We start from the raw sequence: 23,063 nt of genomic DNA, 5'->3' as shown, positions 1-23,063 counted from the left end.
CACTCGTATCAAGGATCACCTGATGACCCGCTCGCAATGGGGTTCCCGCCTGGGCTTCATTCTCGCCGCTGCCGGTTCCGCCGTCGGACTTGGCGCTATCTGGAAATTTCCGTTCGTCGCCGCGCAAAATGGGGGTGGCGCCTTCCTGCTTATCTTCCTTGCCATTACCTTTACCCTTGGTCTTGCGCTGATGCTGGCAGAAATGTCCATTGGACGCGCCACCCAGCAAAGCATCGTCGGCGCCTTGCGGACACTGAAAGGCGGCGGCTGGCCGGTGCTCGGCTATCTCGGCGTGCTCGGCGGTTTCGTTGTTTTCAGTTTCTACAGTGTGATCGGCGGCTGGACCATCGCCTACTTCGTCCGCGCCCTGCAGGGTGACATCATCACCCGCGACACGGTGCAGCTAGGCCACATGCTCGACAGCTTCATTGCCGATCCGGTCTGGCCGATCGCCGCGCTGAGCGCCTTTATCGGTCTGACGCTGGCGGTCGTGCTCGCCGGCGTGCAAAAGGGCATCGAGCAGATGAGCAAGCTGCTGATGCCCTTGCTGTTCCTGCTGATGCTGGCGCTGATCGTCCGCGGGCTGACCCTGCCCGGTGCGATGGCCGGCCTGCTGTACTTTGTGCGTCCGGACTTCAGCAAGGTCACGGCCGACATGCTGATCAGCGCGCTGGGCCTGTCGTTCTTCTCGCTGTCGCTGGGCAATGGCACGCTGCTGGCCTACGGCTCCTATCTGCCGAAGGAGGTGCGCCTGGCAAATTCGGCCGCCTGGGTGGTGGGCCTGGCCACGCTGGCATCGCTGCTGGCCGGGCTGATGGTGTTGCCGGCCGTGTTCGCCGTCGGGCTCGACCCGCAGGCCGGCCCCGGGCTGACTTTCATGACCATGCCGGCGGTGTTCGCCACCCTGCCCGGTGGCCAGGGCTTCGCCATCGCTTTCTTCGCGCTGCTGATCGTCGCCGCGCTGACGTCATCGGTATCGATGCTGGAACTGGTGTCCTGCTTCCTGATCGATGAGTTCCATCTCAGCCGCCGCAGCGCGTCGTTGCTGGTGTCCGCACTGGTGTTCTGCTTTGCCGTGCCGGCTTCGCTGTCGTTCGGCATGCTGAACGGCGTGCGGCTGGGTGACAAGACAATCTTCGACTGCATGGACTTCCTCGCCTCGAACATCCTGATGCCGGCCGTCGGTGCCGGGGTCGCACTGTTCACCGCCTGGATTTCCTGGCCACGACTGGCGAACGAGCTGGCCGGCCCCGGCCAGCGGCCCCTGTGGCTGCACGGCATGTGGCTGCTGTGCGGCCTGGTCGCCCCGGTCGCCATCGGCATTATCTGGATCAACGGTCTTTGAGACAGTCAGGGAGGGCCGCCCCTCCCTGACCCGCGTCAACATGCACAGCCGGATTTGTTTCAAAACTATGACAAAATGATAAAATGATTGATTCACTTTACCCCATCCGTATGGCGCTTGATGCCTGGCCGTCTGCTTCCCCTGTTCTTGCTCGCGTTCTGCAGCCTGCTCCCCTGTCTGTTCATGCTCGGTCATACCGGCAACAGTGTGGTCCTGAAAATTTACGTGACCAGCATCACCATGCTGCTGCTGTGCGCCCTGCTGTGGCGGCATAGGCTGACCCAGCCCCTGTCGTTGCTGCTGTGTGCGCTGCTTGCCGCCAATTTCGGTCTTTCGCTGTTCAGCTACAGTCTCTACCAGGCGCCGTTTAATGATGGTTTCGCCCTGAGCATCCTTGAAACTCACCCTGACGAATCCTTCGAGATGCTGGCGATGTACTGGCCTTACCTCGCCGTCACCACCGTATCCGCCATCGGCCTGATGCTTCTGACCCGGAAACTGTCCCGCCGTCTGCCGACACGTGTACTGCAGGCCGGCTCACTGCTGTTCGCCGCTTTCATGTCGGTCACCTACGCCAAGGCGGCGTACCACGATGACTCGTCCCAGCCCCGGCGCTGGGTACCCAGTGCTTACCTGATGGAAAAAAGTGCACTGTTCAATGCCAGCTACTTCATCGCGGCATTGAATGACAGCCAGTTGATCGGGGAAATCAGCCAGCGCAAGGTCCGGCACCACATCGAGCAGCGGCCTACCGGCATCGATACCTATGTAGTCGTGATCGGTGAATCGGCCCGGCGTCAGAGCATGAACCTGTACGGCTATCCCCAGCCCGACACGCCGCAGGCCAATGCCCAGCGGCAAAACATGCTGCTGTTCAACGATGCCATCGCTGCCGCGCCGCTCACGGTACTTGCCGTGCCACTGTCGCTCAGCATCGCATCGCCGGCCCGCTTCGAACTGCATGACTACGCCGACAACATCATCGGCCTGGCGGGTGAGGCCGGCTACCGGACCTACTGGCTCAGCGCGCAGGACGCCTACGGCAGCTATGCCAATGCCGTCACGGCCATTGCCCTGAATGCCCGGGAAAAAGCCTGGGTCTCCGGCGACCATGACTTTTCCCTGCTCCCCCATCTGGACAAGGCACTGCAGCAGCCGGGCCGAAAGGTCATCTTCCTGCATCTGATGGGCAGCCACAGTTCGGCCTGCAAGCGGTTTCCGTCCGGGGCTGCCACACTGCACGAGCAAGGCGCCTACGACAGCTGCTACGTGAATTCGATCCGCTATACCGATTCCCTGCTCGGGCAGGTCTTCGCACGGCTGAAAGGCCAGCGGGCCTCCGTGCTGTACTACTCGGACCATGGTCAGGAAAGAACCCCGGACAATGGCGGCACCTATTATCACGGCGGCGAGTATCCCAGCCAGGAGGCCTATCGCGTCCCGCAGTTCATCTGGTACAGCGACGCCGTTCCGCGTGACCGGACCAGGACCGGACAGGTCAATGCGCCGTATTCGACCGCGGACAATTACTACCTGATGATGAACTGGCTCGGCATCCGGACCGGCGTCAGGGATTGTGCGTCACCGCTGTCGGACTGCTACGCGCCACCATCGTCCATCACCGTATTGAATGCGGCCAGACGCAAGCTGGACTATCACCGGCTGCCGGACAATGTCCGCCTCGCCCGGGCCGCACGCTAAGCCTGCATGCTGACCCAACACGACAAAGGGACCCGCGGGTCCCTTTGTCGTTGCTGGCTGCGTGCCCCTTACACCTGGAAGCGCGACACCGTTTCCCGCAGGCGCGAGGTCAGCTGATGCAGTTCGACGGTAGAGGTCGCCGTCTCCTTGGCCACCAGTGCATTGCTGGCTGCGCCTTGCGCGATCCGCTCCACATGCTGGGCGATATCGTTGCTGGCCTGGCTCTGCTCCTGCAGCGAGTGCGAGATATCGTTGACCACGCCGACCACCGAGGCGGAACTGGCACGGATGCGCCCGATCGCCTCGCCGCCCTGCCCGGCCAGTTGCACCCCGGTCTGCGCCCGCTTCACCGCATCGGCAATATTGTTGCGTGACGCATCCGACGTGGTCTGGATCGCACCGATCATGTTGCCGATTTCCTGGGTCGCCTGGGTCGTGCGCTCGGCCAGCTTGCGCACTTCGTCGGCCACCACCGCAAAGCCGCGACCGCTTTCACCTGCCCGTGCCGCTTCGATGGCGGCATTCAGCGCCAGCAAATTGGTCTGGTCGGCCACATCGCGGATCACGCTCATGATGCTCTTGATCGATTCGGTCTTCTCGGCCAGTTCGCGGATCGAATCCGATGCAACTTCCACTTCCTGGCTGATGCGGGTGATCTCGTCCACCGTGCCGTTGATGACCGTCGCGCCCTGCTCGGAAATTTCGCCCGAGGCCGCCGACTGCTCCCGCGCCAGCTGCGCGTTGTCGGCAATATGGGTGATGCTGGTGGTCAGCTGCTCGATGGCGGCGGCCATCGCTGCCGCGGCCTGGCTCTGGTTCTCCGAGTTTTCGGCATTGACGTCGGCATGCTTCTCGATTTCACCGGCCATCTGTCCGAGACTGTCGGCACTGTTGATGACGTCGGAGATCAGTGTGCGCAGCTTCTTCTGCATCCCGGCAATCGACGCCAGCAGGCTGGTGGTGTCATTGGCGGCCAGTTTCACCGGGTAACCGAGGTGGCCGTCGGAAATGGCGTGGACGATTTCGGCGGCATAGGCCGGCTCGCCACCCAGGCTGCGGATCACCCGCCGCGAGATCATCAGGCCGGCGGCCAGCAGCGCGCCGGTCAGCAGGGCGATAATCGGCAACAGCTCCAGGGCGCTCTTCCAGAATGCCGCGTCCACGTCGTCGACATAGACGCCGGTACCGACCACCCACTTCCATTCCGGCGTGGTCACCACAAACGAGACTTTCGGCACCGGCTTGTCGGCGCCCGGCTTGCCCCAGACATACTCCATGCGGCCATGATTCTGTGACAGCGCATTGCGGAACATGTCGCCCATCGGCTGGCCGTCCGGCGTCTTGACCTTCTCGATGCTGGTGCCGAGCAGTTCCGGACGCGGCCCGATCGCCGCATAGTTGAAGTCCTTGTCGAGCATGAAGATATAGCCGGTCTGCCCGTCATAGCGCTGTGCCGACACGGCAGCCTTGGCCTGGCGCTGGGCCTCGGCCAGCGGCAACCGGCCGCTTCTGGCCTCGTTCTCGTAATACCCGACCAGCGTGACCGCGGCCTCGACCAGGTTGCGGGTCTTGGCAACCCGGTCCTCGAGCATGGTGTCACGCTGCCCCTTGAGCGCAATCACGCTCAATATCACCATGCCGGCGCAGGCCAGTCCGACCAGCGCGCCCAGCTTGGCGCGCATGGATAATTCTCGTTTCGCCGACATAATTTTTCCCCTTGATTCTTTGTCGTGTTCTGCATGGAGCGGTTCGCCCACAACGAACCGGACCTTGATCCGGCGCATTGCACGGCAGGCAAAAATGGTTGCCAGCCTGAGATACATCGGACCCGGCTCGGGTTTATTTAATCTGGATGCCGATTATTCACTAAAAATTAAAGGCTGGCGCGACATGTTCTGTCGCGCCAGCCTCATGATGCCGGCCTGTCGACCAACGGCAGGCCGGCCAGCCTCAAGTCAGGGGGAAAACCGCTTACTTCATCGTCGGCATGGAGAACTCGGCCGTCAGCCGTGCAGGCCAGCGCGAGGTCACCGTCTTCATCCGCGTATAGAACCGTACGCCTTCGTGGCCATGCACGTGGTGATCGCCAAACAGCGATGCCTTCCAGCCGCCGAAGCTCATGAATGCCATCGGCACCGGAATCGGCACATTGACCCCGACCATGCCGACCTGGATGCGACGGGTGAATTCGCGCGCCGCGCCGCCGTCGCGGGTAAAGATGGCAGTGCCGTTGCCGAATGGGTGGCCGTTGATCAGTCCGATGGCCTCGTCCAGCGACCCGACCCGCACCACGGCCAGCACCGGGCCGAAAATTTCTTCCTGATAAATGCTCATGCCCGGTGTGACATGGTCGAACAGGGTGCCGCCGACAAAGAAGCCATTCTCGTGACCGGCCACCACATGGCCACGGCCATCAACCACCAGCGTCGCCCCCTCGGCCACGCCGGCCGCGATATGGCTTTCCACCCTGGCCTTGTGCTCGCGGGTGACCAGCGGTCCCATGTCGGCGTCAGCCTGGCTGCCCGGGCCGATCTTCAGCGAACGGGTCCGCCCGGCCAGCTCGGCAACCAGTGCATCGGCCGCATCACCGACCGCCACCGCAACCGAAATTGCCATGCAGCGCTCGCCGGCCGAACCGTAGGCCGCCCCCATCAGCGCGTCGGCGGTCTGGGCAATGTCGGCGTCCGGCATCACCACCAGATGGTTCTTCGCCCCGCCGAGCGCCTGCACCCGCTTGCCGGCGGCAGTGCCGCGGCTGTGGATGTAACGGGCGATCGGTGTCGAGCCGACAAAGCTCACGGCCGCCACGTCGGGATGGTCAAGCAGCGCGTCGACGGCGGTCTTGTCGCCATGCACGACGTTGAACACGCCATCGGGCAGACCGGCCTCGTGCAGATAGTCGGCCAGTTTCAGTGCGGCTGACGGATCACGCTCCGATGGCTTGAGCACGAAGGTATTCCCGCAGGCCAGTGCGACCGGAATCATCCACAGCGGCACCATGGCCGGGAAGTTGAACGGCGTGATGCCCGCCACCACCCCCAGCGGCTGGCGCAGATTGTAACTGTCGACCCCGGTGCCGACCTGATCGCAGTATTCACCCTTCAGCAGTTGCGGGATGCCGCAGGCGAATTCGACCACCTCCAGCCCGCGCGTGACCTCGCCCAGCGCATCCGGCACGGTCTTGCCATGCTCGGTCGAGATCAGGGCAGCCAGGGCCGGGGCTTCGCGTTCCAGGATCTCCTTGAACCTGAACATCACCCGCGCCCGCTTCAGCGGCGGCGTTTCCGCCCACGCCGGCCACGCCGCCTGCGCGGCGGCCACCGCCGCGTCGACATCGCCCGCATCGGCCAGGCACAGCCTGGCAGTCACTTCACCCCAGGCCGGGTTGTACACGTCGCCGCGCCGCACGCCGCGGCCGGTCGTCCGCTGGCCGGCAATGTAATGGGGGATTTCCTGCATGGTTTTCTCCACGATTCCAGTGTTCTCAGTTGATTTCACGCAGCACGTCACCAATGGTGGCGAACAGCCGTCCGATCTCGGCGCTGTCGATGATCAGCGGCGGCGAGCAGGCGATGACGTCGCCGGTAAAGCGCACCATCACGCCCTTTTCCCAGCATTTGAGGAACACATCATAGCCGCGCGCGCCCGGCTCGCCGGGTCGCGACTCCAGTTCGATGCCGGCCACCAGGCCGAGGTTGCGGATGTCCTTGACGAACGGCGCGCCGCGCAGGCTGTGCGCCGCTTCCTCGAACGCCGGCGCCATGCCGGCGCTGCGCTCGAACAGTTGCTCGTCCCGGTACAGTTTCAGTGTGGCGATCGCCGCCGCGCAGGCCAGCGGGTGGCCGGAGTAGGTGTAGCCGTGCGGGAATTCGATGGCGCGCTCGCCGACGGCCGCGGCCATGAACGCATCGTGAATGGCCGGTTTGACCAGTACGGCACCCATCGGCACCGCGCCATTGGTCAGCCCCTTGGCGCAGGTCAGAATGTCCGGCACCACATCGAAGCGCTGCGACGCCCACGGCGCGCCCAGGCGGCCGAAGCCGGTAATGACTTCATCGAAAATCAGCAGGATGCCGTACTTGTCGCAAATCTCGCGCAACCGCTTCAGATAGCCCTTCGGCGGCAGAATCACGCCGGTCGAGCCCTGCATCGGCTCGACGATCACCGCGGCAATGGTCGACGGATCATGCAGGGTGACGATGCGCGACTCCAGTTCGTCGGCCAGCTCGATGCCGAAGGCCGGCTCGCCACGGCTGAACGCGTTGCGATCGATATCGAGCGGATGGCGCAGATGGTCCACCGCAGCCAGGCCGACCGGGAAGTGCTTGCGGTTGCCGGCGATGCCGCCGACCGCCACACCGCCGTAGTTGACGCCGTGATAGCCGCGCTCGCGGCCGATCAGCTTGACCCGCGCCGCATCGCCGCGTACCCGGTGATAGGCCTGGGCGATCTTCAGCGCCGTATCGGCGGCTTCCGAGCCGGAGTTGACGAAGAACACCTTGTCCAGCCCCGCCGGCGCCATGCCGGCCAGCGCGGTCGCAGCCTCGAACATCTGCGGATGGCCCATCTGGAATGGTGGCGCGTAATCGAGCACGGCAGCCGCACGCTGGATCGCCTCGACGATCGGGCGCCGGTTGTGGCCGGCATTCACGCACCACAGGCCGGAGGTGCCATCCAGCACCTTGCGGCCGCTGTCATCGGTGTAATACATGCCGTCGGCCGCACACAGCAGGCGCGGACTGGCCTTGTAGTGGCGGTTGGAAGTGAACGGCATCCAGAGCGCGTCGAGGTCGGCGGGTTTCATGTTTCTCTCTCTCATGTCGGTTTGCGCTGCGATGGCGCGGGCATTGCCCGCTCAGCGGCTGCCGGGGCAATGCCTGCAATCTAGGTTGCATGCCGGGACAAAAACAGAGACAGTTCGCACAAATTGCAACGGTACTGTACTGGCCAATCCACCATGACACTCGAACACTACGTGCTGCCGGAGATGGCGCATGCCACGCTGGTCGAACGCGTCATCGCCCTGTTCGACCAGGCGATCAAGGCCCGGCGGCTGTCACCCGGCCACCGGGTGCCGTCGATCCGCAAGCTGGCGGGCGAACTGGCCATCAGCCCGTTCACCGTGACCGACGCCTATCAGCGGCTGGTCGCGCGCGGCCTGCTCGAGTCACGGCGCGGTTCCGGCTACTTTGTCGCCGGCGGCCGCCCGGTCAGCACGCCGGCCGACCCGCCGCCGGTGCGCGAGCTGGCCATCGATGCCTACTGGCTGTCGCGCAATGTGTACGAGTCCGGCGACATGCTGCTGCCGGTCGGTGGCGGCTGGCTGCCGTCGGCATGGTTCGAGGCAGTGCCGCTGGCCCGCGCCCTGCGGGCACTGGCACGCGACGGCATGCCGACCACGCGCTATGGCCAGCCGCAGGGCTGGCTGCCGCTGCGCGAGCATATCGCCGACCGGCTGGGCGATGCGGAGATCACCGCCAGCCCGCGCGATATCGTACTGACCCACGGCGCCAGCCAGGCGATCGACCTCGCCGCCGCCGTGCTGGCGCGGCCCGGCGATACCGTGCTGGTCGACGACCCCGGCTACTGCAACCTGATTTCCTGCCTGCAACTGCGCGGACTGAACGTGATCGGCGCGCCGTGGACGCCACAGGGACCGGATCTGGCCGAACTGGCCCGCCTTGCCGCCCTGCATCGTCCGCGTGCGTTCTTCACCAATCCGTGGCTGCAGAATCCGACCGGCTGCTCATACACGCCGGCCACGGCATTCGGCGTGCTGCGACTGGCTGGCGAATTCGACTTCACCGTGGTCGAGGACAATGTGTCGGCCGATTTCGTTTCCGGCCGGCAGACAGCGCTGGCGGCCCAGGGCGGGCTCGGGCGGGTGATGTATATCGGCAGTTTCTCGAAGACGCTGTCCCCGGCGCTGCGGGTCGGCTTCGTGGCCACCGACCGCGCCCGGGCCGACGAGCTGGCGCACGTGAAGATGATCACCGGCCTGACCTCCAGCGAATACGGTGAGCGCATGGTGCTGAGTCTGCTGGAGGATGGCAGCGCCCGCCGTCAGATCGAGCGCCTGCGCGCCAGGCTGGCCGAGGCGCAGCCGCGCGCACGCGCCAGGCTGGAAGCCGCCGGCTATGAGTGCTTCGGCAGTGAATCGGGCGGCATGTTCATCTGGGCACGCCGGCCGGGCCACGATCCGGTCGCCCGGGCCGAGCACGCCGGTCGGGCCGGGGTGCTGCTGGCGCCGGGACGGCTGTTCCGCCCCGGCCAGACCGGCAGCGAATGGCTGCGTTTCAACGCGGCGTACTGCCTTGATGCACGGCTGGATGGCGTGTTGTGAGCGGCGTCAGCATCCGTCGCAGCTAGTTGGCAAGAAAACGATTGATCTCGGCCAGATCCTGCGTCTCCAGCTGGCCGACCGACTGCGCCAGTTGCAGTCGCGACAGCAGGTACGCGTACTTTGCCTGCGCCAGGTCGCGCCGGGCCTGGAACACGCTCTGCTCGGCATTCAGCACGTCGAGGCTGGTCCGCACGCCAACATCGCGACCAAGGCGGGTCGAGGCCAGCTGGGTTTCCACCGACTTGACCACGTTCTGCCGCGCCACCACCTGCGAGGCGCCGGCGGTCACGCCCAGATAGGCAGTCCGGACCTGCTGCTCGGCGGTGCGGCGGCTGGTCTCCAGATCCTCGCGTGCGGCGTCGCGCAGCGCGGCTTTCTCCCGCACCTGCGACTGCACGCCACCACCGGCAAACAGCGGGATGGTCAGGGTCAGACCGACGCTGTTGCCCTCGGTCTTGTTGCCGCCGAACAGCGGCGACAGGTTGCTGTCGTTTTTCTGCCACCCGGCATTGAGGTTCAGGGTCGGCAAGTGACCGGCCCGGCTGACGTCGATGCTCTTGTCGGCGATCAGCACCTGCTTGCGCCGCACCGCCACGTCGAGGTTGCCGCCATCGACGCGACTGATCCACGCGTCGACATTGGCCGGCGACGGCGTTTCCAGCGGCAGCTTCGGCGCCAGCGGTTTCAGCGAGTCACCGGGCAGGTTGGTCAGCAGCAGGAAGGCGTTGCGCTTGATGGCGAGGTCGTTCACCGCCTGGATTTCCACCGCCACCGCATTGTCGAAGTTGGCCTGCGCTTCATTGGTGTCGACGATGGTCGCGCTGCCGACTTCAAAACGCTTTTTCGCCTCGGCCAGTGACTGGGCAAAGGCGTCCTTCGCGCCCCGGGTATAGGTCAGCGTGTCTTCCGCCAGCAGTACGTCGAAATAGGCGCGGGCAACGCGGACGATCAGGTCCTGGTCGGCGGCTTTCAGCTGGTCGTCAGCGATCAGCGCCTGCTGTTCACCGATCGAGTAGCCGGCGAACCTGGCCCAGTCGAATACCGTCTGCGTCAGCTGGATGCCGCCGACACGGGTGGTGTAATCGGGCAGGCCGTTCGGGGTCTTCGGGTAGTTGCGGGTCGCGCTGTAGCTGCCATTGATCTGTGGCAGCAGCGGCGCCCGGCCCTGCACGCGCGCCTCGACGCCCGCTTCACGCCGGGCACGGGACGAGGCAATGCCGGAATCGTAGTCACGCGCGGCCCGCCAGGCATCCATCAGGTCGGCGGCACCGGCGCCGGTCGTCGTCACGGCGATCATCAGCGCCAGCCAGCGCGGGGAAAAACTCGTTTTCACTCCAGTATCCTTCTGTGTTGCATTTGCACACGAATCCCTTGTCTCAGTCAGCGGCCGGTGCCGGCCGCGGCACCCGGTACCAGGCCGCATACAGCGCCGGCAGGAACAGCAGCGTCAGTACGGTCGCCACCAGCAGCCCGCCCATGATGGCGACCGCCATCGGCCCCCAGAACGTGCTGCGCGTCAGCGGCACCATGGCCAGGATCGCCGCCGCGGCCGTCAGCATGATCGGCCGGAAGCGGCGGACCGTACTGCCGATCACGGCCTCCCACGGCGCAATGCCCTCGGCAAGGTCATGCTCGATCTGGTCGACCAGGATCACGCTGTTGCGCATGATCATCCCGGCCAGCGCAATCACGCCGAGCATGGCGACGAAGCCGAACGGCGCACCGAACAGGATCAGCGTCAGCGACACCCCGATCATGCCCAGCGGCGCGGTCAGCAGCACCATGACCGTGCGCGAGAAGCTCTTCAGCTGCACCATCAGCAGTGTCACCACGATCAGCAGCATCACCGGCGCGATGGTGCCGATGGCCTGCTGCGACTTCATGCTCGACTCGAGCGAACCGCCAAGCTCGATATGATAGCCGGGTGGCAGCGTTTTCCCGAATGCCTGCATGGCCGGCCACAGCGCCAGCGACACATCGGACGCCTGGACGCCGTCGCGCACGTCGGCCCGCACCGAGATGGTCGGCTGCCGGTTGCGCCGCCAGACGATACTCTCCTCGGGTGCATAACTGATGTGCGCAACCTGCGATACCGGCACGAAACGCCCGCTGGCAGTCTGCACGGTCAGGCCGCCGAGTGCGGCCACATCATGTCGCTCGTCGGCGGACAGCCGCACCATCACGTCGATGCTGCGGTCGTTGTCGCGGAAGTCGGTGACGGCGGCACCGGAAATCTGCATCGCCAGCTGTCGCGCCAGCGCCTGCGAGTCGATGCCGAGCGCCCGCGCCCGGTCCTGATCCACCGTCAGCCGCATCGCCTTGACCTGCTCGCCCCAGTCATTGTTGACGTGCCGGGTATCGGTGTGCGCCCGCACCTTCTGTTCGACCTGGGCCGCAATGCGACGCAGCTCGACCGGATCGTCACCCATCACCCGGAACTGCACCGGATAGCCGACCGGCGGGCCGTTCTCCAGCCGGACCACCCGGCCGCGCACCAGCGGAAAGTCGGTCTCGAACGCGCGTTCAAGCTTCTTCTTCACCGCTTCACGCGCAGCGAGATCGCGGGTCATCACCATCAGCTGCGCATAGTTCAGGTTCGGCTGCTGCTGGTCCAGCGGCAGGTAGAAGCGCGGCGAGCCATTGCCGACATAGCTGGTGACCGACAGCACGTGCTCGTCATTGGCCAGGCGCGCCTCGACCGCCTTCACTTCGCGCTCGGTCGCCGCATAGCTGGCCCCCTGCGGTAGCCACAGGTCAACCAGCAGTTCGACCCGGTTCGAGGCCGGGAAAAACTGCTGCGGCACGAACAGCCTGAACGCGACCAGCGACAGCACGAAGGCCGCCAGCGTCAGCGCAATGACGGTCTTGCGGTATTCCAGGCACCATTCCAGCGTGCGCCGGAAGCGCAGGTAGAACGGCTTGCGGTACACATCGACGTGCGGCGCGTCCTCGCCATTCTTGTGTTCCTTCAGCAGCAGGAAACCGAGGTACGGCGTGAACAGCACGGCGACAAACCACGAAATCACCAATGCCAGCCCCACCACGGCAAACAGGCTGAACGTGTATTCACCGGCATTCGAGCGGGCGAGGCCGACCGGCAGGAAGGTCGCCGCCGTGATCAGCGTGCCGGTCAGCATCGGGAAGGCCGTGCTGGTGTAGGCAAAGGTCGCGGCACGGAAACGGTTCCAGCCCTGCTCCAGCTTCAGCGACATCATTTCCACGGCGATGATCGCATCGTCGACCAGCAGGCCCAGCGCGATGATCAGCGAGCCGAGCGAGATGCGCTGCAGGTCGATGCCGAACGCCAGCATCGCCAGGAAGGTGATGGCCAGCACCAGCGGGATCGACAGCGCGACCACGACGCCGGTACGCAGGCCGAGGCTGACAAAACTGACCGCCAGCACGATGGCCACCGCTTCAAGCAGGGAACGCATGAATTCGCCGACCGCCTCATGCACGACTTTAGGCTGGTCGGACACGGCATGGATCTCGATGCCGTGCGGCATGGTGCGCTTGAGGTCGAGCACGAAGGCATCCAGTGCCTGGCCGAGCTTGAGCACGTCGCCGCCCTGCTTCATCGAGATGGCCAGGCCGAGCGCCTCCTTGCCGTTGAAGCGCATCTTGAAGGTGGCCGGGTCGACATAGGCGCGTCCGACCCGGGCGATGTCGCCGACGGTGAACGATCGCCCGCCGGCGGCAATCGGCGTGCCGGCCACGGCGGCCACCGAGTCGTACGGACCGCTGACGCGGACGAAAATGCGGTCGCTGGCCGTTTCGTAAGTGCCGGCCGGCTCGACGCTGTTCTGCTTCGCCAGCGCTTCCCACACCGTCGACAGGTCGATGCCGAGGTTGGCCAGCCGGGCAGTGTCGATATCGACATAGATCTTCTCTGCCTGGTCGCCGACGATCTGCACCTTGGCCACATCCGGCAGCCGGGTGGCGGCCAGCCGGGCGTACTCGACGTAGCGGCGCAGCGCCTCGGGGCTGAAGCCGTCCGAGGTGAACGCATACAGATTGCCGAAGGTATCGCCGAATTCGTCATTGAAGAACGGCCCGCGCACGCCGGACGGCAGGCCGCCCTGCGCTTTCAGGTCCCCGATCTTCTTGCGTACCTGATACCAGGCATCAGTGACGGCACGGCCGCGCACGTCCTCGCGCAGGCTGACGATCAGCTGTGCCTCGCCCGGCTTGGAGTAGCTGCGCACGAAGTCCAGCTCGGGCATTTCCATCAGCTTCTGCTCGACACGGTCGGTCACTTGCTGCTCGACCTCGCTGGCCGTCGCCCCCGGCCACACCACCTGCACCAGCATGGCCTTGAAGGTGAACTCGGGGTCTTCCTTCTGGCCGAGATGGGCATAGGCCCAGACGCCGGCCATCAGCAGCACCACGATCAGGTAGCGCGTCAGCGGCGCATTGCTCAGCGCCCATTCGGACAGATTCGGACCGCGCATCATGGCTGGCCACCGCTGGCCGTCGCCTTGTCAGTGCCGACCTGGGCCAGTGCCGGCTTGCCGGGGCGCGGCGACGGATCGAGCCGCCTGACGCGCATGCCGTCGCGCAGCAGGTGAACACCGGCCGTCACCACGGTTTCGCCGGCCCGCACCCCGCTGGCCACGGTCACGGTCTGGCTGTCGATGCCGGCCAGCGTTACGGCCCGTTTTTTCACCCGCAGCGTCTTGCCGTCCAGCACCCACACCGCATGCCGGCCCTGCTCGTCGAGCACGGCAGTCAGCGGCAGGCGCATCTGCGCCGGCTGGTCGCGCCCGGTCACGAACACGGTCGCGCTCATGCCAAGCTTGACCGCGTCGTCGGCGGCGGGAATCGACAGCCGCGCCTGATAGGTCCGCGAGACCGGATCGGCCACCGGCGCCAGTTCGCGCAGGGTCGCCGGATAGCGGCGCCCGTCATTCCACAACTGCACGCTGTAAGCGCTTGCGGTGCGGAATGCGGCCAGCCGTGCCTCCGGCACATTGACCACGGCTTCGCGCTCACCCGGCACGGCCAGGGTCACGACGGTCTGGCCGGCCTGCACCACCTGGCCGGGTTCGGCGTCGATGCGACTGACCACGCCATCGCGTTCGGCGGTCAGCGTCGCATAGGCGCGGCGGTTCTGGCTGACGGCCAGGTCGGCACGCGCCTGTTTGACCTTTTCACGGGCAACCACCACCCCGCTGGCGCGGCGGTCGAATTCGGCCTGGCTGATGAAGTGCTGGGCCAGCAGGCCCTGATAGCGGGCCAGATCGGTTTCCTGCTGGCGGTAGTCGCTTTCCGCCGCCGCCAGTTGCGCCTGTCTGGCGGTCAGTTCCAGGCCAAGGTCGGCCGGATCGAGCCGCAACAGCGGCTGACCGGTGCGAACCATGGCGCCGGGGTCCACCAGCCGTTCGGTCACCTTGCCGGCCACGCGGAAGCCTTGCGGCGATTCATGCCGGGCCCGGATGTCGGCAGCAAAGCGCTGGGTGGCAGCAACGGCATCCTCGCCGACGACAGTGGTGCGGACCGGGCGGATTTCTTCTTCAACGGCAGGTCGGTCCTTGCAGGCCGCCAGTATCAGGCTGGCCAGCAGGACGGGAATGAGCAGGGTTCGCTTGGGCATGGTGTCTCAGCCGCGGGTGCAGAGGCCGCGGGTCAGCAGGTCGTGGATATGGTCGATATGGCGCACCATATCGATCGGTTCGGCTTCGAAACGGGCGAACGAGTGTTCCCACAGCAGGGCCATCACCAGCGGGGCCAGCACGATCTGGACCGTTTCATCGAGGTCGAGATCGGCGCGGAACTCGCCGCTGGCCATGCCGCGCGTCAGCAGTGTGCGCAACAGCGCCCGGGCACGCAGGATGACTTCGTCGTAATAGAAGCGCGCCAGGTCGGGAAAGTTGCACGCTTCGGCCACCATCAGCTTGACCAGCCCGCTGCTCTGGCTGGCCTGCACGTCCTCATTCCAGCGCTGCATCAGCAGGCGCATCTGCGCGGCGACCGGACCGGCGCCGTTCTCGGCCGCCGCCTCCAGCCGGGTGATATTGGCCAGCAGGCCGTTGCGGACTACCGCTTTCAGGATTTCGGCCTTGTTCTCGAAATACAGATAGGGCGTGCCCTTGGTCACGCCGGCGGCGCGGGCGATGTCCTCAAGCTTGGTCGCCTTGTAGCCATGTTCGATAAACAGGATCTGTGCAGCGGCCAGGATCTCGTCCGGCCGCGCGTCCTTGCGCCGGTGCCAGCGTGTGCCATTCTGGTTTTGCATGGTCGGAAACGTCCGTCATGAATCACGATGACGCGGGAGACTACCGGCATTTTTCCCTGTTGTGCATAAAAAATAAATACTGGTTCATTAATTGATGCAGCAATCTGCGCTCCTCGGGCAGACACGAGTTGCCGGGATACGGCTAGAATTTGCATTTTTGCGACAGCAAGGATTCGCCATGCCATTCGATGCCCAGGAGCAGGCCGCCATTCTGGCCGAGGCCCTGCCGTATATCCGCCAGTTCAGCGGCAAGACGCTGGTCATCAAGTACGGCGGCAATGCCATGACCGACCCGGCGCTGAAGGAAGGCTTTGCCCGTGATGTGGTGATGCTGAAGCTGGTCGGCCTGAACCCGGTCGTCGTCCATGGCGGCGGCCCGCAGATCAATGACCTGCTGACCCGCCTCGGCAAGCACGGCGAATTCGTCGCCGGCATGCGCGTGACCGACAGCGAGACCATGGACGTGGTCGAAATGGTGCTCGGCGGTCTGGTCAACAAGGAAATCGTCAATCTGATCAATCAGGCCGGCGGCCATGCCATCGGACTGACCGGCAAGGACGGAGGCTTTATCCGCGCCCGCAAGCTGTATGTCGCCGCCGACGGCAACCCGGCCGTGGATATCGGTCAGGTCGGCGAGGTCGACTCGATCGACCCGGCCGTGGTCGCCCTGCTGTACGAGAAGGACTTCATTCCGGTCATCGCCCCGATCGGCGTCGGCCCGGATGGCGCGGCATACAACATCAATGCCGATCTGGTCGCCGGCAAACTGGCCGAAACGCTGCACGCGGAAAAGCTGGTGCTGATGACCAACACTCCGGGCGTACTCGACAAGGACGGCAAGCTGCTGACCAGCCTGACCCCGGCACAGGTCGACCTGCTGTTCGCCGACGGCACGCTGCACGGCGGCATGCTGCCGAAAATCAGCTCGGCACTGGACGCGGCCCGCAACGGCGTGAACTCGGTGCACATCATCGACGGCCGGGTCAAACATGCGCTGTTGCTGGAAATTCTCACCGCAGCCGGCATCGGCACCATGATCCGCGCCGCTTGATCCGGGCCGGCGGGCGCGGGCGCACTATAGTGGAAACACCCCTACTGTCCGACAGGAGACCACCATGAGCGCCACCGCCCGCCAAATGCTGAAAGAGAAACACACCGCCGCCCTGATCTCGATTGCCCCGGATGCCAGTGTGTTCGAAGCCCTGCAACTGCTCGCCCAGCGCGATATCGGCGCCGTGGCGGTCATGGACAACGGGCGGCTGGTCGGCATTTTCTCCGAACGCGACTACGCCCGCCGCATCGTGCTGCAGGGCCGGACGTCGAGCAATACGCTGGTGTCCGAGATCATGACCGCGCGGGTCCACGTGATCAGCCCCGACCGCACGGCCGAGCAGTGCATGGCGCTGATGACAGCGGAACGCATCCGCCATCTGCCGGTGGTGGAAAACGAACAGGTAATCGGCATGATCTCGATCGGCGACGTGGTGCATGCCACCATTGCCGACCAGCAGATCGCGATCGACTCGCTGAGCAAGTATGTGATGGGGTGCAGCCAGCTCGGCTGTCAGTAGCGCCAGCGCGTTGCACATTGCAGCGCGCCCCGCTCCGCTCCTATCATGTCGCCCCGCCCATTGCGGCCGCCGTCGTCCCCGTCGGCGGCCTTTGTCTGCCGTATGCCCCCGATCTGGATCTTCGACCTCGACAACACCCTGCATCACGCATCACCCGGGGTGTTCCCGCATATCAACCGCATGATGACCGCCTATATCATGCGTCACCTGGATATCGCCGAGGACGAGGCGCAGCGGCTGCGCGCCGCCTACTGGCGCCGCTACGGCGCGACGCTGACCGGGCTGGTCCGCCACCATGCCGTCGACCCGCTGCACTTCCTGCAGGCCACCCACCCGATTGACGAGTTGCTGCCACTGGTCCGGTTCGACCCGCAGCTGCAGCGCACCTTTGCCCGCCTGCCCGGCCGCAAGGTGCTGCTGTCCAACGGCCCGTCGTGGTACTGCGCCGGTATTCTCGAACGACTCGGCATCGACCGGCATTTCAGTGCCCAGTTCGCCATCGAGTCGGCCGATTTTCTGCCCAAGCCCGATGTGCGCGGCTACCGTGCCGTGCTGGCCCATCTGCGCGCTCCCGCATCACGCTGCATCATGGTCGAGGATGCACGGGTCAACCTGCGCACGGCCAAGCGGCTCGGCATGCGCACGGTATGGATCGCACCCGGCCAGGTAGCGACACCGGGCTATGTCGACCATCGCATCGCTCATATCGCCCAGTTGCTCGGACTGCCCATGCCCCCCGCAACGAAGAACGGACGGGCATAGCGGGATTCACCCGCGGTGGCGGGGCAGGACGGCAGCCCTCAGCCCACACCGGCCGGGCTAGCCGGTCTGCTCTGCTCGCGGATGGCGGAAGTGTGACCACAGAGTGCGCCACAGCGCCAGCATCAGGCAGACCATGGTGGCCCATGGCCACCAGCGCGAGGCAAAGTCGGCCAGCGCATTGAGATTGCGCAGGTGGCCCTCGTTCCAGCGGAACAGCGCCAGTTCCTCGCCACTGTCGCCGGCCTCGGCCAGCGGCCACAGCTCGGTCAGCCAGACGCTGCCGGCCAGCGCCAGCAGGGCCAGCAGCAATTGTCCGCCGCGCGGCAGCCGGGTGCACAGCCAGGCGGCCAGCAGGCCCGACACCAGCCCCAGCGCCACGTTGTGGTTCATCCAGGCGAAGAATGCCATCGGCTTCAGCAGCATGCCGGCAGCCAGCATCTTGACCAGCCAGGCCGCAAAAAGAAACAGCAGCACCGCGCGCAGCTGGTAACGGCGGCGCGACAGGAAGGCGGTGATGAACAGCAGGATGGCGGTCAGGTGCAGCATCGCCCCGCCCGCCTCCAGCAGCATCAGGAACAGTGCCGGATCGGTCAGCGGCGACAGGAAAGGCTGCGGCAGGCCGCGTGGCATCACCACGACGCCGAACAGCGGTACCGCCGGATTGATCTGGGTCAGGAACCAGACTGCCAGCAGCATCAGCGCATAGTCCGCCGTCGAGTCGGGCACGAACCAGCGATAGCGCCGTGCCAGCAGCCAGGCACCAATGCGCCGGCACAGCGGCAGGGTGGCAATGGTGGCACCGATGGCGCCACCGGCAGCATTGCAGATCAGGTCGAGGTTGGACGAGACGCGGTTGGGCAGGAAGTTCTGCGTCAGCTCCACCGCAAAGCTGGTCGCACTGGCGGCGATGCAGGCAAACAGGAACCCCAGCCAGCGCCGGCGTGACATTCGCGCCAGGGCAAAGCCGTATGGCAGGTAGGCCAGCACATTGACGACATTGTCGAAGTCGCGCTGGTAGTAAGGCAGCGGGTAGGTGAGGAAATCGAGCAGCGGCTCGCCGCTCCACTCCCAGCCGGAAAACGGGTACAGGCTGACGACGACGATCACTCCAAGCCAGATCAGCGCAAACCAGCGCGACACCAGATGCCGGGCCGGTTGCAGCAGGTGCAGACCGTAATCAGACATGTGCGGAAACATCCATCATTGCCAGACTCCGCCGTCAATGCACCGCACGCAGGCGCATGTACACCACGCCGGGCAGCAGCAGCGCACCGGCACTGGCCCCCGCCCGCACCTGGCGGAACACGTACTGCCCCCTGTCACGGCTCAGCAGCAGGGTCGTCGGCGTGCCGCCATCGTCCAGTCGCAGGCTGTCGCCGCGGGTTTGCGCCAGACAGTCGCCGGCCAGGCACAAACGGTAGTGGCGGAACTTGTTGGTGCCCTGCAGCGAGCCATCCGGATGGAAGGTGACGATCTGTCCGGTGCCACGACCGCGCGCGGTCAGCACTTCCCAGCGCCCTGGAAACATCGCCGCATTGGCTGCGGCGCGAAAGGCACCGTCCGTCCCGGCCGCCACATCGCCAGCCGGAACGAAGCGTGCCCCGCCCGGCGACATCAGTTGCCCCCCGGCCAGCGGCCACGCCTGCTGGTCGATCAGCAGCCGCTCGCCATCGCGCTGCCAGCGGACCGGCGTCCAGCGCTCGCCATCTCCGCGCTCGGCGCGGCCATCCGGCTGCAGCAGCAGCTCGGCTGCCGGCTGCGACGCCAGCGCCTGGCGTGGCGAGCCGGTCTGACGCAGCGTGTCCAGCGCACTCTGGTTGATCCAGCGTGATGCCACCGGGGGCGGAGCGACCGGGGCCGGTTCCACCTGCGCCGGTGCCACGCCCGAGCAGGCGGTCAGCAACAGCATCGAGGCAAACGGCAGGGACAGAAGGCGAAAGGACATGGCTGGCTTTCCGGGTCAGTGGATTGGGGAACGAACGCCCATTGTCCCGCAACTCTCCCGTCGCGGCGAGGCGGTTCCCGAAAGGAAAAGGCCGGCGGAGACTCCACCGGCCTTGGCAAGGACCTGATCCTGACCGATGCTACGCGGCCATTTCCAGCATCAGGCTGTTGACGCGGCGCACGAAGCTGGCCGGGTCATCGAGCTGGCCGCCTTCGGCCAGCAAGGCCTGGTCGAACAGCACGCGGGCCAGCTCGCCGAAGCGGGTGTCGCTCTGCTCCGCGTCCAGCTTCTTCACCAGCGGGTGGGCCGGGTTCAGTTCCAGCACCGGCTTCTGGTGCTCGATTTCCTGTCCGGCCGACTTCAGCAGCCGTTCCAGATGGGTGCTCATGCCGTGCTCGCTGGCGACCAGGCACGCCGGCGATTCGGTCAGACGGTGGGTCACGCGGACTTCACGCACCTGTTCGGTCAGCGCCTTGCCCACACGCTCGATCAGCGGCTGCAGGGTTTCCTCGACCTGTTTCTGCGCTTCCTTCTCGGCCTCGTCCTCGAGCTGGCCCAGGTCGAGTTCGCCCTTGGCGACCGATACCAGTGCCTTGCCGTCGAACTCGGTCAGATGGCCGGTTACCCATTCGTCGACGCGGTCGGACAGCAGCAGCACTTCCACGCCCTTCTTGCGGAACACTTCCAGGTGCGGGCTGTTCTTCGCGGCGGCAAAGCTGTCGGCGGTGATGTAGTAGATCTTGTCCTGCCCGTCCTTCATCCGCGCGACGTAGTCGGCCAGGCTCACGTTCTGCACATTGCTGTCATTGCTGGTCGACGCGAAACGCAGCAGCCTGGCGATGCGGTCCTTGTTGGCGAAGTCCTCGCCAATGCCTTCCTTCAGCACATTGCCGAAGGCCTGCCAGAAGGTCGCGTACTTGTCCGCCTCATTGCTGGCCAGGTCTTCCAGCACGCCCAGCACCTTCTTCACGCAACCGGCGCGGATGGCGTCGATATCCTTCGAGCCCTGCAGGATTTCGCGCGACACGTTCAGCGACAGGTCGGCCGAGTCGATCACGCCCTTGACGAAGCGCAGGTACAGCGGCATCAGCTTGTCGGCGTCGTCCATGATGAACACGCGACGGACGTACAGCTTGACGCCGTGCTTGCGTTCGCGGTCCCACAGGTCGAACGGTGCCCGCGACGGGATGTACAGCAGTTCGGTGTATTCCTGGCGGCCTTCGACGCGGGCATGAGTCCAGGCCAGCGGGTCTTCGAAATCATGGGCGACGTGCTTGTAGAACTCGCGGTACTGCTCGTCGCTGATCTCGCTCTTCGGCCGTGCCCACAGCGCGGACGCCTGGTTGACCGGCTCGAACACGGCAGCGGGCGCCGGTTCGTCACCGTCAGCAGCTTCCGGCGTGCTCAGCATCTCGATCGGGATGGCGATATGGTCGGAGTACTTGCGCAGGATGCTGCGCAGGCGCCAGTCGTTCAGCAGCTCACCCTCGTCTTCGCGCAGGTGCAGCACGATCTCGGTACCGCGGCCGGCCTTGTCGACCGCCTCGATGCTGTACTCGCCTTCGCCGGCGGATTCCCAGCGCACACCGGCATCGGCCGGCAGACCGGCACGACGGGTGGTCAGCGTGACCCGGTCGGCGACGATAAAGGCCGAGTAGAAACCGACGCCGAACTGGCCGATCAGGTTGGCGTCCTTGCGGGCGTCGCCGGTCAGGCTGTCGAAGAAGGCACGGGTGCCCGATTTGGCGATGGTGCCGATATGTTCGATCACCTCGTCGCGGCTCATGCCGATGCCGTTGTCGGCAATGGTCAGGGTGCGGGCGTCGGCATCGAAGGTAATGCGGATCTTCAACTCGGCGTCGTCTTCATACAGTGCCGGGTTGGCGATGGCTTCGAAACGCAGCTTGTCGGCAGCGTCGGACGCGTTGGAGACCAGCTCGCGCAGGAAGATTTCCTTGTTCGAGTACAGGGAATGGATCATCAGCTGCAGCAGCTGTTTGACTTCGGCCTGGAAGCCCAGAGTTTGCTTCTCGCTCATAGGTCGCTCTTGCATCGGAGTAGGGTTGCCAATGCACAGGCAGATGGGAACGGAAGACCCCGTTTTCAATAGGGCCGGATCCGCGGCGATGAATATGCCGTCAGACTGTCCGTCAATCCCCCCGCGAAAAACGACTGAGACCGTTGCTGCCCACCTTCATGAGCAGTCTGGCGGTAGCGAATACGCCATCATTGCAGTGTGGCGGCGATGGCCGCGGACTCGCGCCGCTTTGCCTGCCGCTGCGCCGACAGCACGATGGCGGCCACGATCAGCCCGCCGCCGATCAGCATGCGTACAGTCGGTGTTTCGCCGAACAGCCACCAGGCAATGGCGATGCCGTAAACCGGTTCCAGCGCAAAGATGGCAGCGGCCGTGCGCGCATTCAGCACCGCCAGGCTGGTGACGAACAGACCGTGGGCCAGCCCGGTGCACAGCACGCCGAGCAGCGCCAGCCACAGCCAGTCGGCCGCGCCCAGCGCCGGCAGGCCGGTCGCGGCAAACGGCAGCACGCACAGCAGCACGGCGCAGTTCTGCCACCACGCCACCACCAGCGGCGCGACACGTGCCGCGATCACCCGGTTGCTGAGTGACAGCAGCGCAAACAGCAAGCCGGACAGCACGCCCCAGGCCAGCCCCGCCAGCCCGCTGCCGGCCTCGAACGACGGCGTGACCAGGATCAGGCCGAAGGTCACCACGGCGACCACGGCCATCTCGTCACGACGGATGCGCTCACGGAACAGCAATCCTTCCAGCAGCACGACCAGCGCCGGAAAACTGGCGAAACCGAGTGTGGCCAGTGCCACGCCCCCGGTCTGTACTGCATGGAAAAAGGTCAGCCAGTGTCCGGCCAGCAACACGCCGCCGAGCGCCAGCCAGGCCAGGCTGCGCCGCGACACGTTCTGCCACGGCCGCTGGCCGGCCCAGACCGAAGCGGGTGCCAGTGCCAGCAGCGCAAACAGCGCGCGGCCGCAGACAATGACCACGGCCGGAGCGGCCACCAGTTTGCCGAAGATGCCGGTCAGACCGAACAGCAGCGCGGCGACATGCAGCATCGACAAAGCAAGGCGGGGCGTCATGGCAAGGCTTCCGGAACGGGAAACGGCCAGTCTAGTGCGGGTACGGC

General features: G+C 65.5%; 17 protein-coding genes. 6 read left to right on the top strand and 11 right to left on the bottom strand.

Annotated elements, in window-relative coordinates:
• Window positions 1-22 precede the first annotated feature (22 nt).
• Both ACYVG8_RS15930 and ACYVG8_RS15925 read left to right on the top strand, forming a co-directional pair.
• Complete coding sequence (locus tag ACYVG8_RS15930) at window positions 23-1,345, top strand: sodium-dependent transporter (RefSeq protein WP_107888791.1); 1,323 nt, start codon at window positions 23-25, stop codon at window positions 1,343-1,345.
• A gap of 120 nt (window positions 1,346-1,465) precedes the next feature.
• Window positions 1,466-3,046, top strand: a complete 1,581-nt coding sequence (locus tag ACYVG8_RS15925; RefSeq protein ID WP_107888792.1) for a phosphoethanolamine transferase — start codon at window positions 1,466-1,468, stop codon at window positions 3,044-3,046.
• 68 nt (window positions 3,047-3,114) lie between these two features.
• Here ACYVG8_RS15925 and ACYVG8_RS15920 read toward each other — a convergent pair whose 3' ends face one another.
• From ACYVG8_RS15920 to aptA, 3 genes are all read right to left on the bottom strand, one after another.
• Window positions 3,115-4,728, bottom strand: coding sequence for a methyl-accepting chemotaxis protein (locus ACYVG8_RS15920; protein WP_233495155.1), 1,614 nt, complete (start codon window positions 4,726-4,728; stop codon window positions 3,115-3,117).
• Window positions 4,729-5,017: 289 nt separating this feature from the next.
• Entirely contained in the window at window positions 5,018-6,505 is a 1,488-nt protein-coding gene (locus tag ACYVG8_RS15915; RefSeq protein WP_107888793.1) for a CoA-acylating methylmalonate-semialdehyde dehydrogenase, read from the bottom strand.
• 25 nt (window positions 6,506-6,530) lie between these two features.
• On the bottom strand, window positions 6,531-7,850 hold the full coding sequence (gene aptA, locus ACYVG8_RS15910; RefSeq protein ID WP_028498025.1) for an omega-aminotransferase AptA: 1,320 nt from the start codon (window positions 7,848-7,850) through the stop codon (window positions 6,531-6,533).
• A 153-nt stretch (window positions 7,851-8,003) separates the two neighbouring features.
• Here aptA and ACYVG8_RS15905 point away from each other — a divergent pair, with 153 nt between their 5' ends.
• The gene (locus ACYVG8_RS15905; protein ID WP_107888794.1) at window positions 8,004-9,389 is read left to right on the top strand and encodes an aminotransferase-like domain-containing protein; all 1,386 of its coding nucleotides are present in this window, start codon (window positions 8,004-8,006) and stop codon (window positions 9,387-9,389) included.
• Between the two features lie 22 nt (window positions 9,390-9,411).
• On the opposite strand, the gene ACYVG8_RS15900 is transcribed toward ACYVG8_RS15905, so the two are convergent.
• The 4 genes from ACYVG8_RS15900 to ACYVG8_RS15885 are packed head-to-tail and all read right to left on the bottom strand — an operon-like array spanning window position 9,412 to window position 15,624.
• Window positions 9,412-10,722, bottom strand: coding sequence for a TolC family outer membrane protein (locus tag ACYVG8_RS15900; RefSeq protein ID WP_158537384.1), 1,311 nt, complete (start codon window positions 10,720-10,722; stop codon window positions 9,412-9,414).
• Window positions 10,723-10,765: 43 nt separating this feature from the next.
• A complete protein-coding gene (locus tag ACYVG8_RS15895; RefSeq protein WP_107888796.1) occupies window positions 10,766-13,843 on the bottom strand; it encodes an efflux RND transporter permease subunit in 3,078 nt (1,025 codons plus the stop codon).
• On the bottom strand, window positions 13,840-14,982 hold the full coding sequence (locus tag ACYVG8_RS15890; RefSeq protein ID WP_107888797.1) for an efflux RND transporter periplasmic adaptor subunit: 1,143 nt from the start codon (window positions 14,980-14,982) through the stop codon (window positions 13,840-13,842). Before ACYVG8_RS15890 ends, ACYVG8_RS15895 begins: the two co-directional genes overlap by 4 nt.
• Before the next feature lie 6 nt (window positions 14,983-14,988).
• Entirely contained in the window at window positions 14,989-15,624 is a 636-nt protein-coding gene (locus tag ACYVG8_RS15885; RefSeq protein WP_107888798.1) for a TetR/AcrR family transcriptional regulator, read from the bottom strand.
• Between the two features lie 178 nt (window positions 15,625-15,802).
• Here ACYVG8_RS15885 and argB point away from each other — a divergent pair, with 178 nt between their 5' ends.
• The 3 genes from argB to ACYVG8_RS15870 all read left to right on the top strand — a co-directional run bounded on the left by argB (window position 15,803) and on the right by ACYVG8_RS15870 (window position 17,957).
• Window positions 15,803-16,675, top strand: a complete 873-nt coding sequence (argB, locus tag ACYVG8_RS15880; RefSeq protein WP_028498030.1) for an acetylglutamate kinase — start codon at window positions 15,803-15,805, stop codon at window positions 16,673-16,675.
• A gap of 64 nt (window positions 16,676-16,739) precedes the next feature.
• The gene (locus tag ACYVG8_RS15875) at window positions 16,740-17,195 is read left to right on the top strand and encodes a CBS domain-containing protein (protein WP_028498031.1); all 456 of its coding nucleotides are present in this window, start codon (window positions 16,740-16,742) and stop codon (window positions 17,193-17,195) included.
• Window positions 17,196-17,297: 102 nt separating this feature from the next.
• Window positions 17,298-17,957, top strand: a complete 660-nt coding sequence (locus ACYVG8_RS15870; RefSeq protein ID WP_281660697.1) for a pyrimidine 5'-nucleotidase — start codon at window positions 17,298-17,300, stop codon at window positions 17,955-17,957.
• Between the two features lie 57 nt (window positions 17,958-18,014).
• Here the strand turns inward: ACYVG8_RS15870 and ACYVG8_RS15865 are convergent, their stop codons facing one another.
• The 4 genes from ACYVG8_RS15865 to ACYVG8_RS15850 all read right to left on the bottom strand — a co-directional run bounded on the left by ACYVG8_RS15865 (window position 18,015) and on the right by ACYVG8_RS15850 (window position 23,016).
• Window positions 18,015-19,142, bottom strand: a complete 1,128-nt coding sequence (locus tag ACYVG8_RS15865) for a VanZ family protein (protein ID WP_460746270.1) — start codon at window positions 19,140-19,142, stop codon at window positions 18,015-18,017.
• 34 nt (window positions 19,143-19,176) lie between these two features.
• Window positions 19,177-19,902: a hypothetical protein gene (locus ACYVG8_RS15860; protein ID WP_112691917.1), complete on the bottom strand. Its 726-nt coding sequence runs from the start codon at window positions 19,900-19,902 to the stop codon at window positions 19,177-19,179.
• Window positions 19,903-20,041: 139 nt separating this feature from the next.
• The gene (gene htpG / locus ACYVG8_RS15855) at window positions 20,042-21,940 is read right to left on the bottom strand and encodes a molecular chaperone HtpG (RefSeq protein ID WP_028498034.1); all 1,899 of its coding nucleotides are present in this window, start codon (window positions 21,938-21,940) and stop codon (window positions 20,042-20,044) included.
• 188 nt (window positions 21,941-22,128) lie between these two features.
• On the bottom strand, window positions 22,129-23,016 hold the full coding sequence (locus tag ACYVG8_RS15850) for a DMT family transporter (RefSeq protein WP_028498035.1): 888 nt from the start codon (window positions 23,014-23,016) through the stop codon (window positions 22,129-22,131).
• Between the last annotated feature and the right edge of the window lie 47 nt (window positions 23,017-23,063).

This window comes from Microvirgula curvata (assembly GCF_054781615.1).
Note: the sequence above shows the minus strand (reverse complement) of the source record. Positions and strands in the feature narration are given on the sequence as shown.

Excerpts from the sequence above, each read along its gene's own strand:
- ACYVG8_RS15930 (WP_107888791.1), top strand. The coding sequence starts at position 23 with ATGACCCGCTCGCAATGGGGTTCCCGCCTGGGCTTCATTCTCGCCGCT.
- ACYVG8_RS15925 (WP_107888792.1), top strand. The coding sequence starts at position 1,466 with ATGCCTGGCCGTCTGCTTCCCCTGTTCTTGCTCGCGTTCTGCAGCCTG.
- ACYVG8_RS15920 (WP_233495155.1), bottom strand. The coding sequence starts at position 4,728 with ATGCGCGCCAAGCTGGGCGCGCTGGTCGGACTGGCCTGCGCCGGCATG.
- ACYVG8_RS15915 (WP_107888793.1), bottom strand. The coding sequence starts at position 6,505 with ATGCAGGAAATCCCCCATTACATTGCCGGCCAGCGGACGACCGGCCGC.
- aptA (WP_028498025.1), bottom strand. The coding sequence starts at position 7,850 with ATGAAACCCGCCGACCTCGACGCGCTCTGGATGCCGTTCACTTCCAAC.
- ACYVG8_RS15905 (WP_107888794.1), top strand. The coding sequence starts at position 8,004 with ATGACACTCGAACACTACGTGCTGCCGGAGATGGCGCATGCCACGCTG.
- ACYVG8_RS15895 (WP_107888796.1), bottom strand. The coding sequence starts at position 13,843 with ATGATGCGCGGTCCGAATCTGTCCGAATGGGCGCTGAGCAATGCGCCG.
- ACYVG8_RS15890 (WP_107888797.1), bottom strand. The coding sequence starts at position 14,982 with ATGCCCAAGCGAACCCTGCTCATTCCCGTCCTGCTGGCCAGCCTGATA.
- ACYVG8_RS15885 (WP_107888798.1), bottom strand. The coding sequence starts at position 15,624 with ATGCAAAACCAGAATGGCACACGCTGGCACCGGCGCAAGGACGCGCGG.
- argB (WP_028498030.1), top strand. The coding sequence starts at position 15,803 with ATGCCATTCGATGCCCAGGAGCAGGCCGCCATTCTGGCCGAGGCCCTG.
- ACYVG8_RS15875 (WP_028498031.1), top strand. The coding sequence starts at position 16,740 with ATGAGCGCCACCGCCCGCCAAATGCTGAAAGAGAAACACACCGCCGCC.
- ACYVG8_RS15870 (WP_281660697.1), top strand. The coding sequence starts at position 17,298 with ATGCCCCCGATCTGGATCTTCGACCTCGACAACACCCTGCATCACGCA.
- ACYVG8_RS15865 (WP_460746270.1), bottom strand. The coding sequence starts at position 19,142 with ATGTCTGATTACGGTCTGCACCTGCTGCAACCGGCCCGGCATCTGGTG.
- ACYVG8_RS15860 (WP_112691917.1), bottom strand. The coding sequence starts at position 19,902 with ATGTCCTTTCGCCTTCTGTCCCTGCCGTTTGCCTCGATGCTGTTGCTG.
- htpG (WP_028498034.1), bottom strand. The coding sequence starts at position 21,940 with ATGAGCGAGAAGCAAACTCTGGGCTTCCAGGCCGAAGTCAAACAGCTG.
- ACYVG8_RS15850 (WP_028498035.1), bottom strand. The coding sequence starts at position 23,016 with ATGACGCCCCGCCTTGCTTTGTCGATGCTGCATGTCGCCGCGCTGCTG.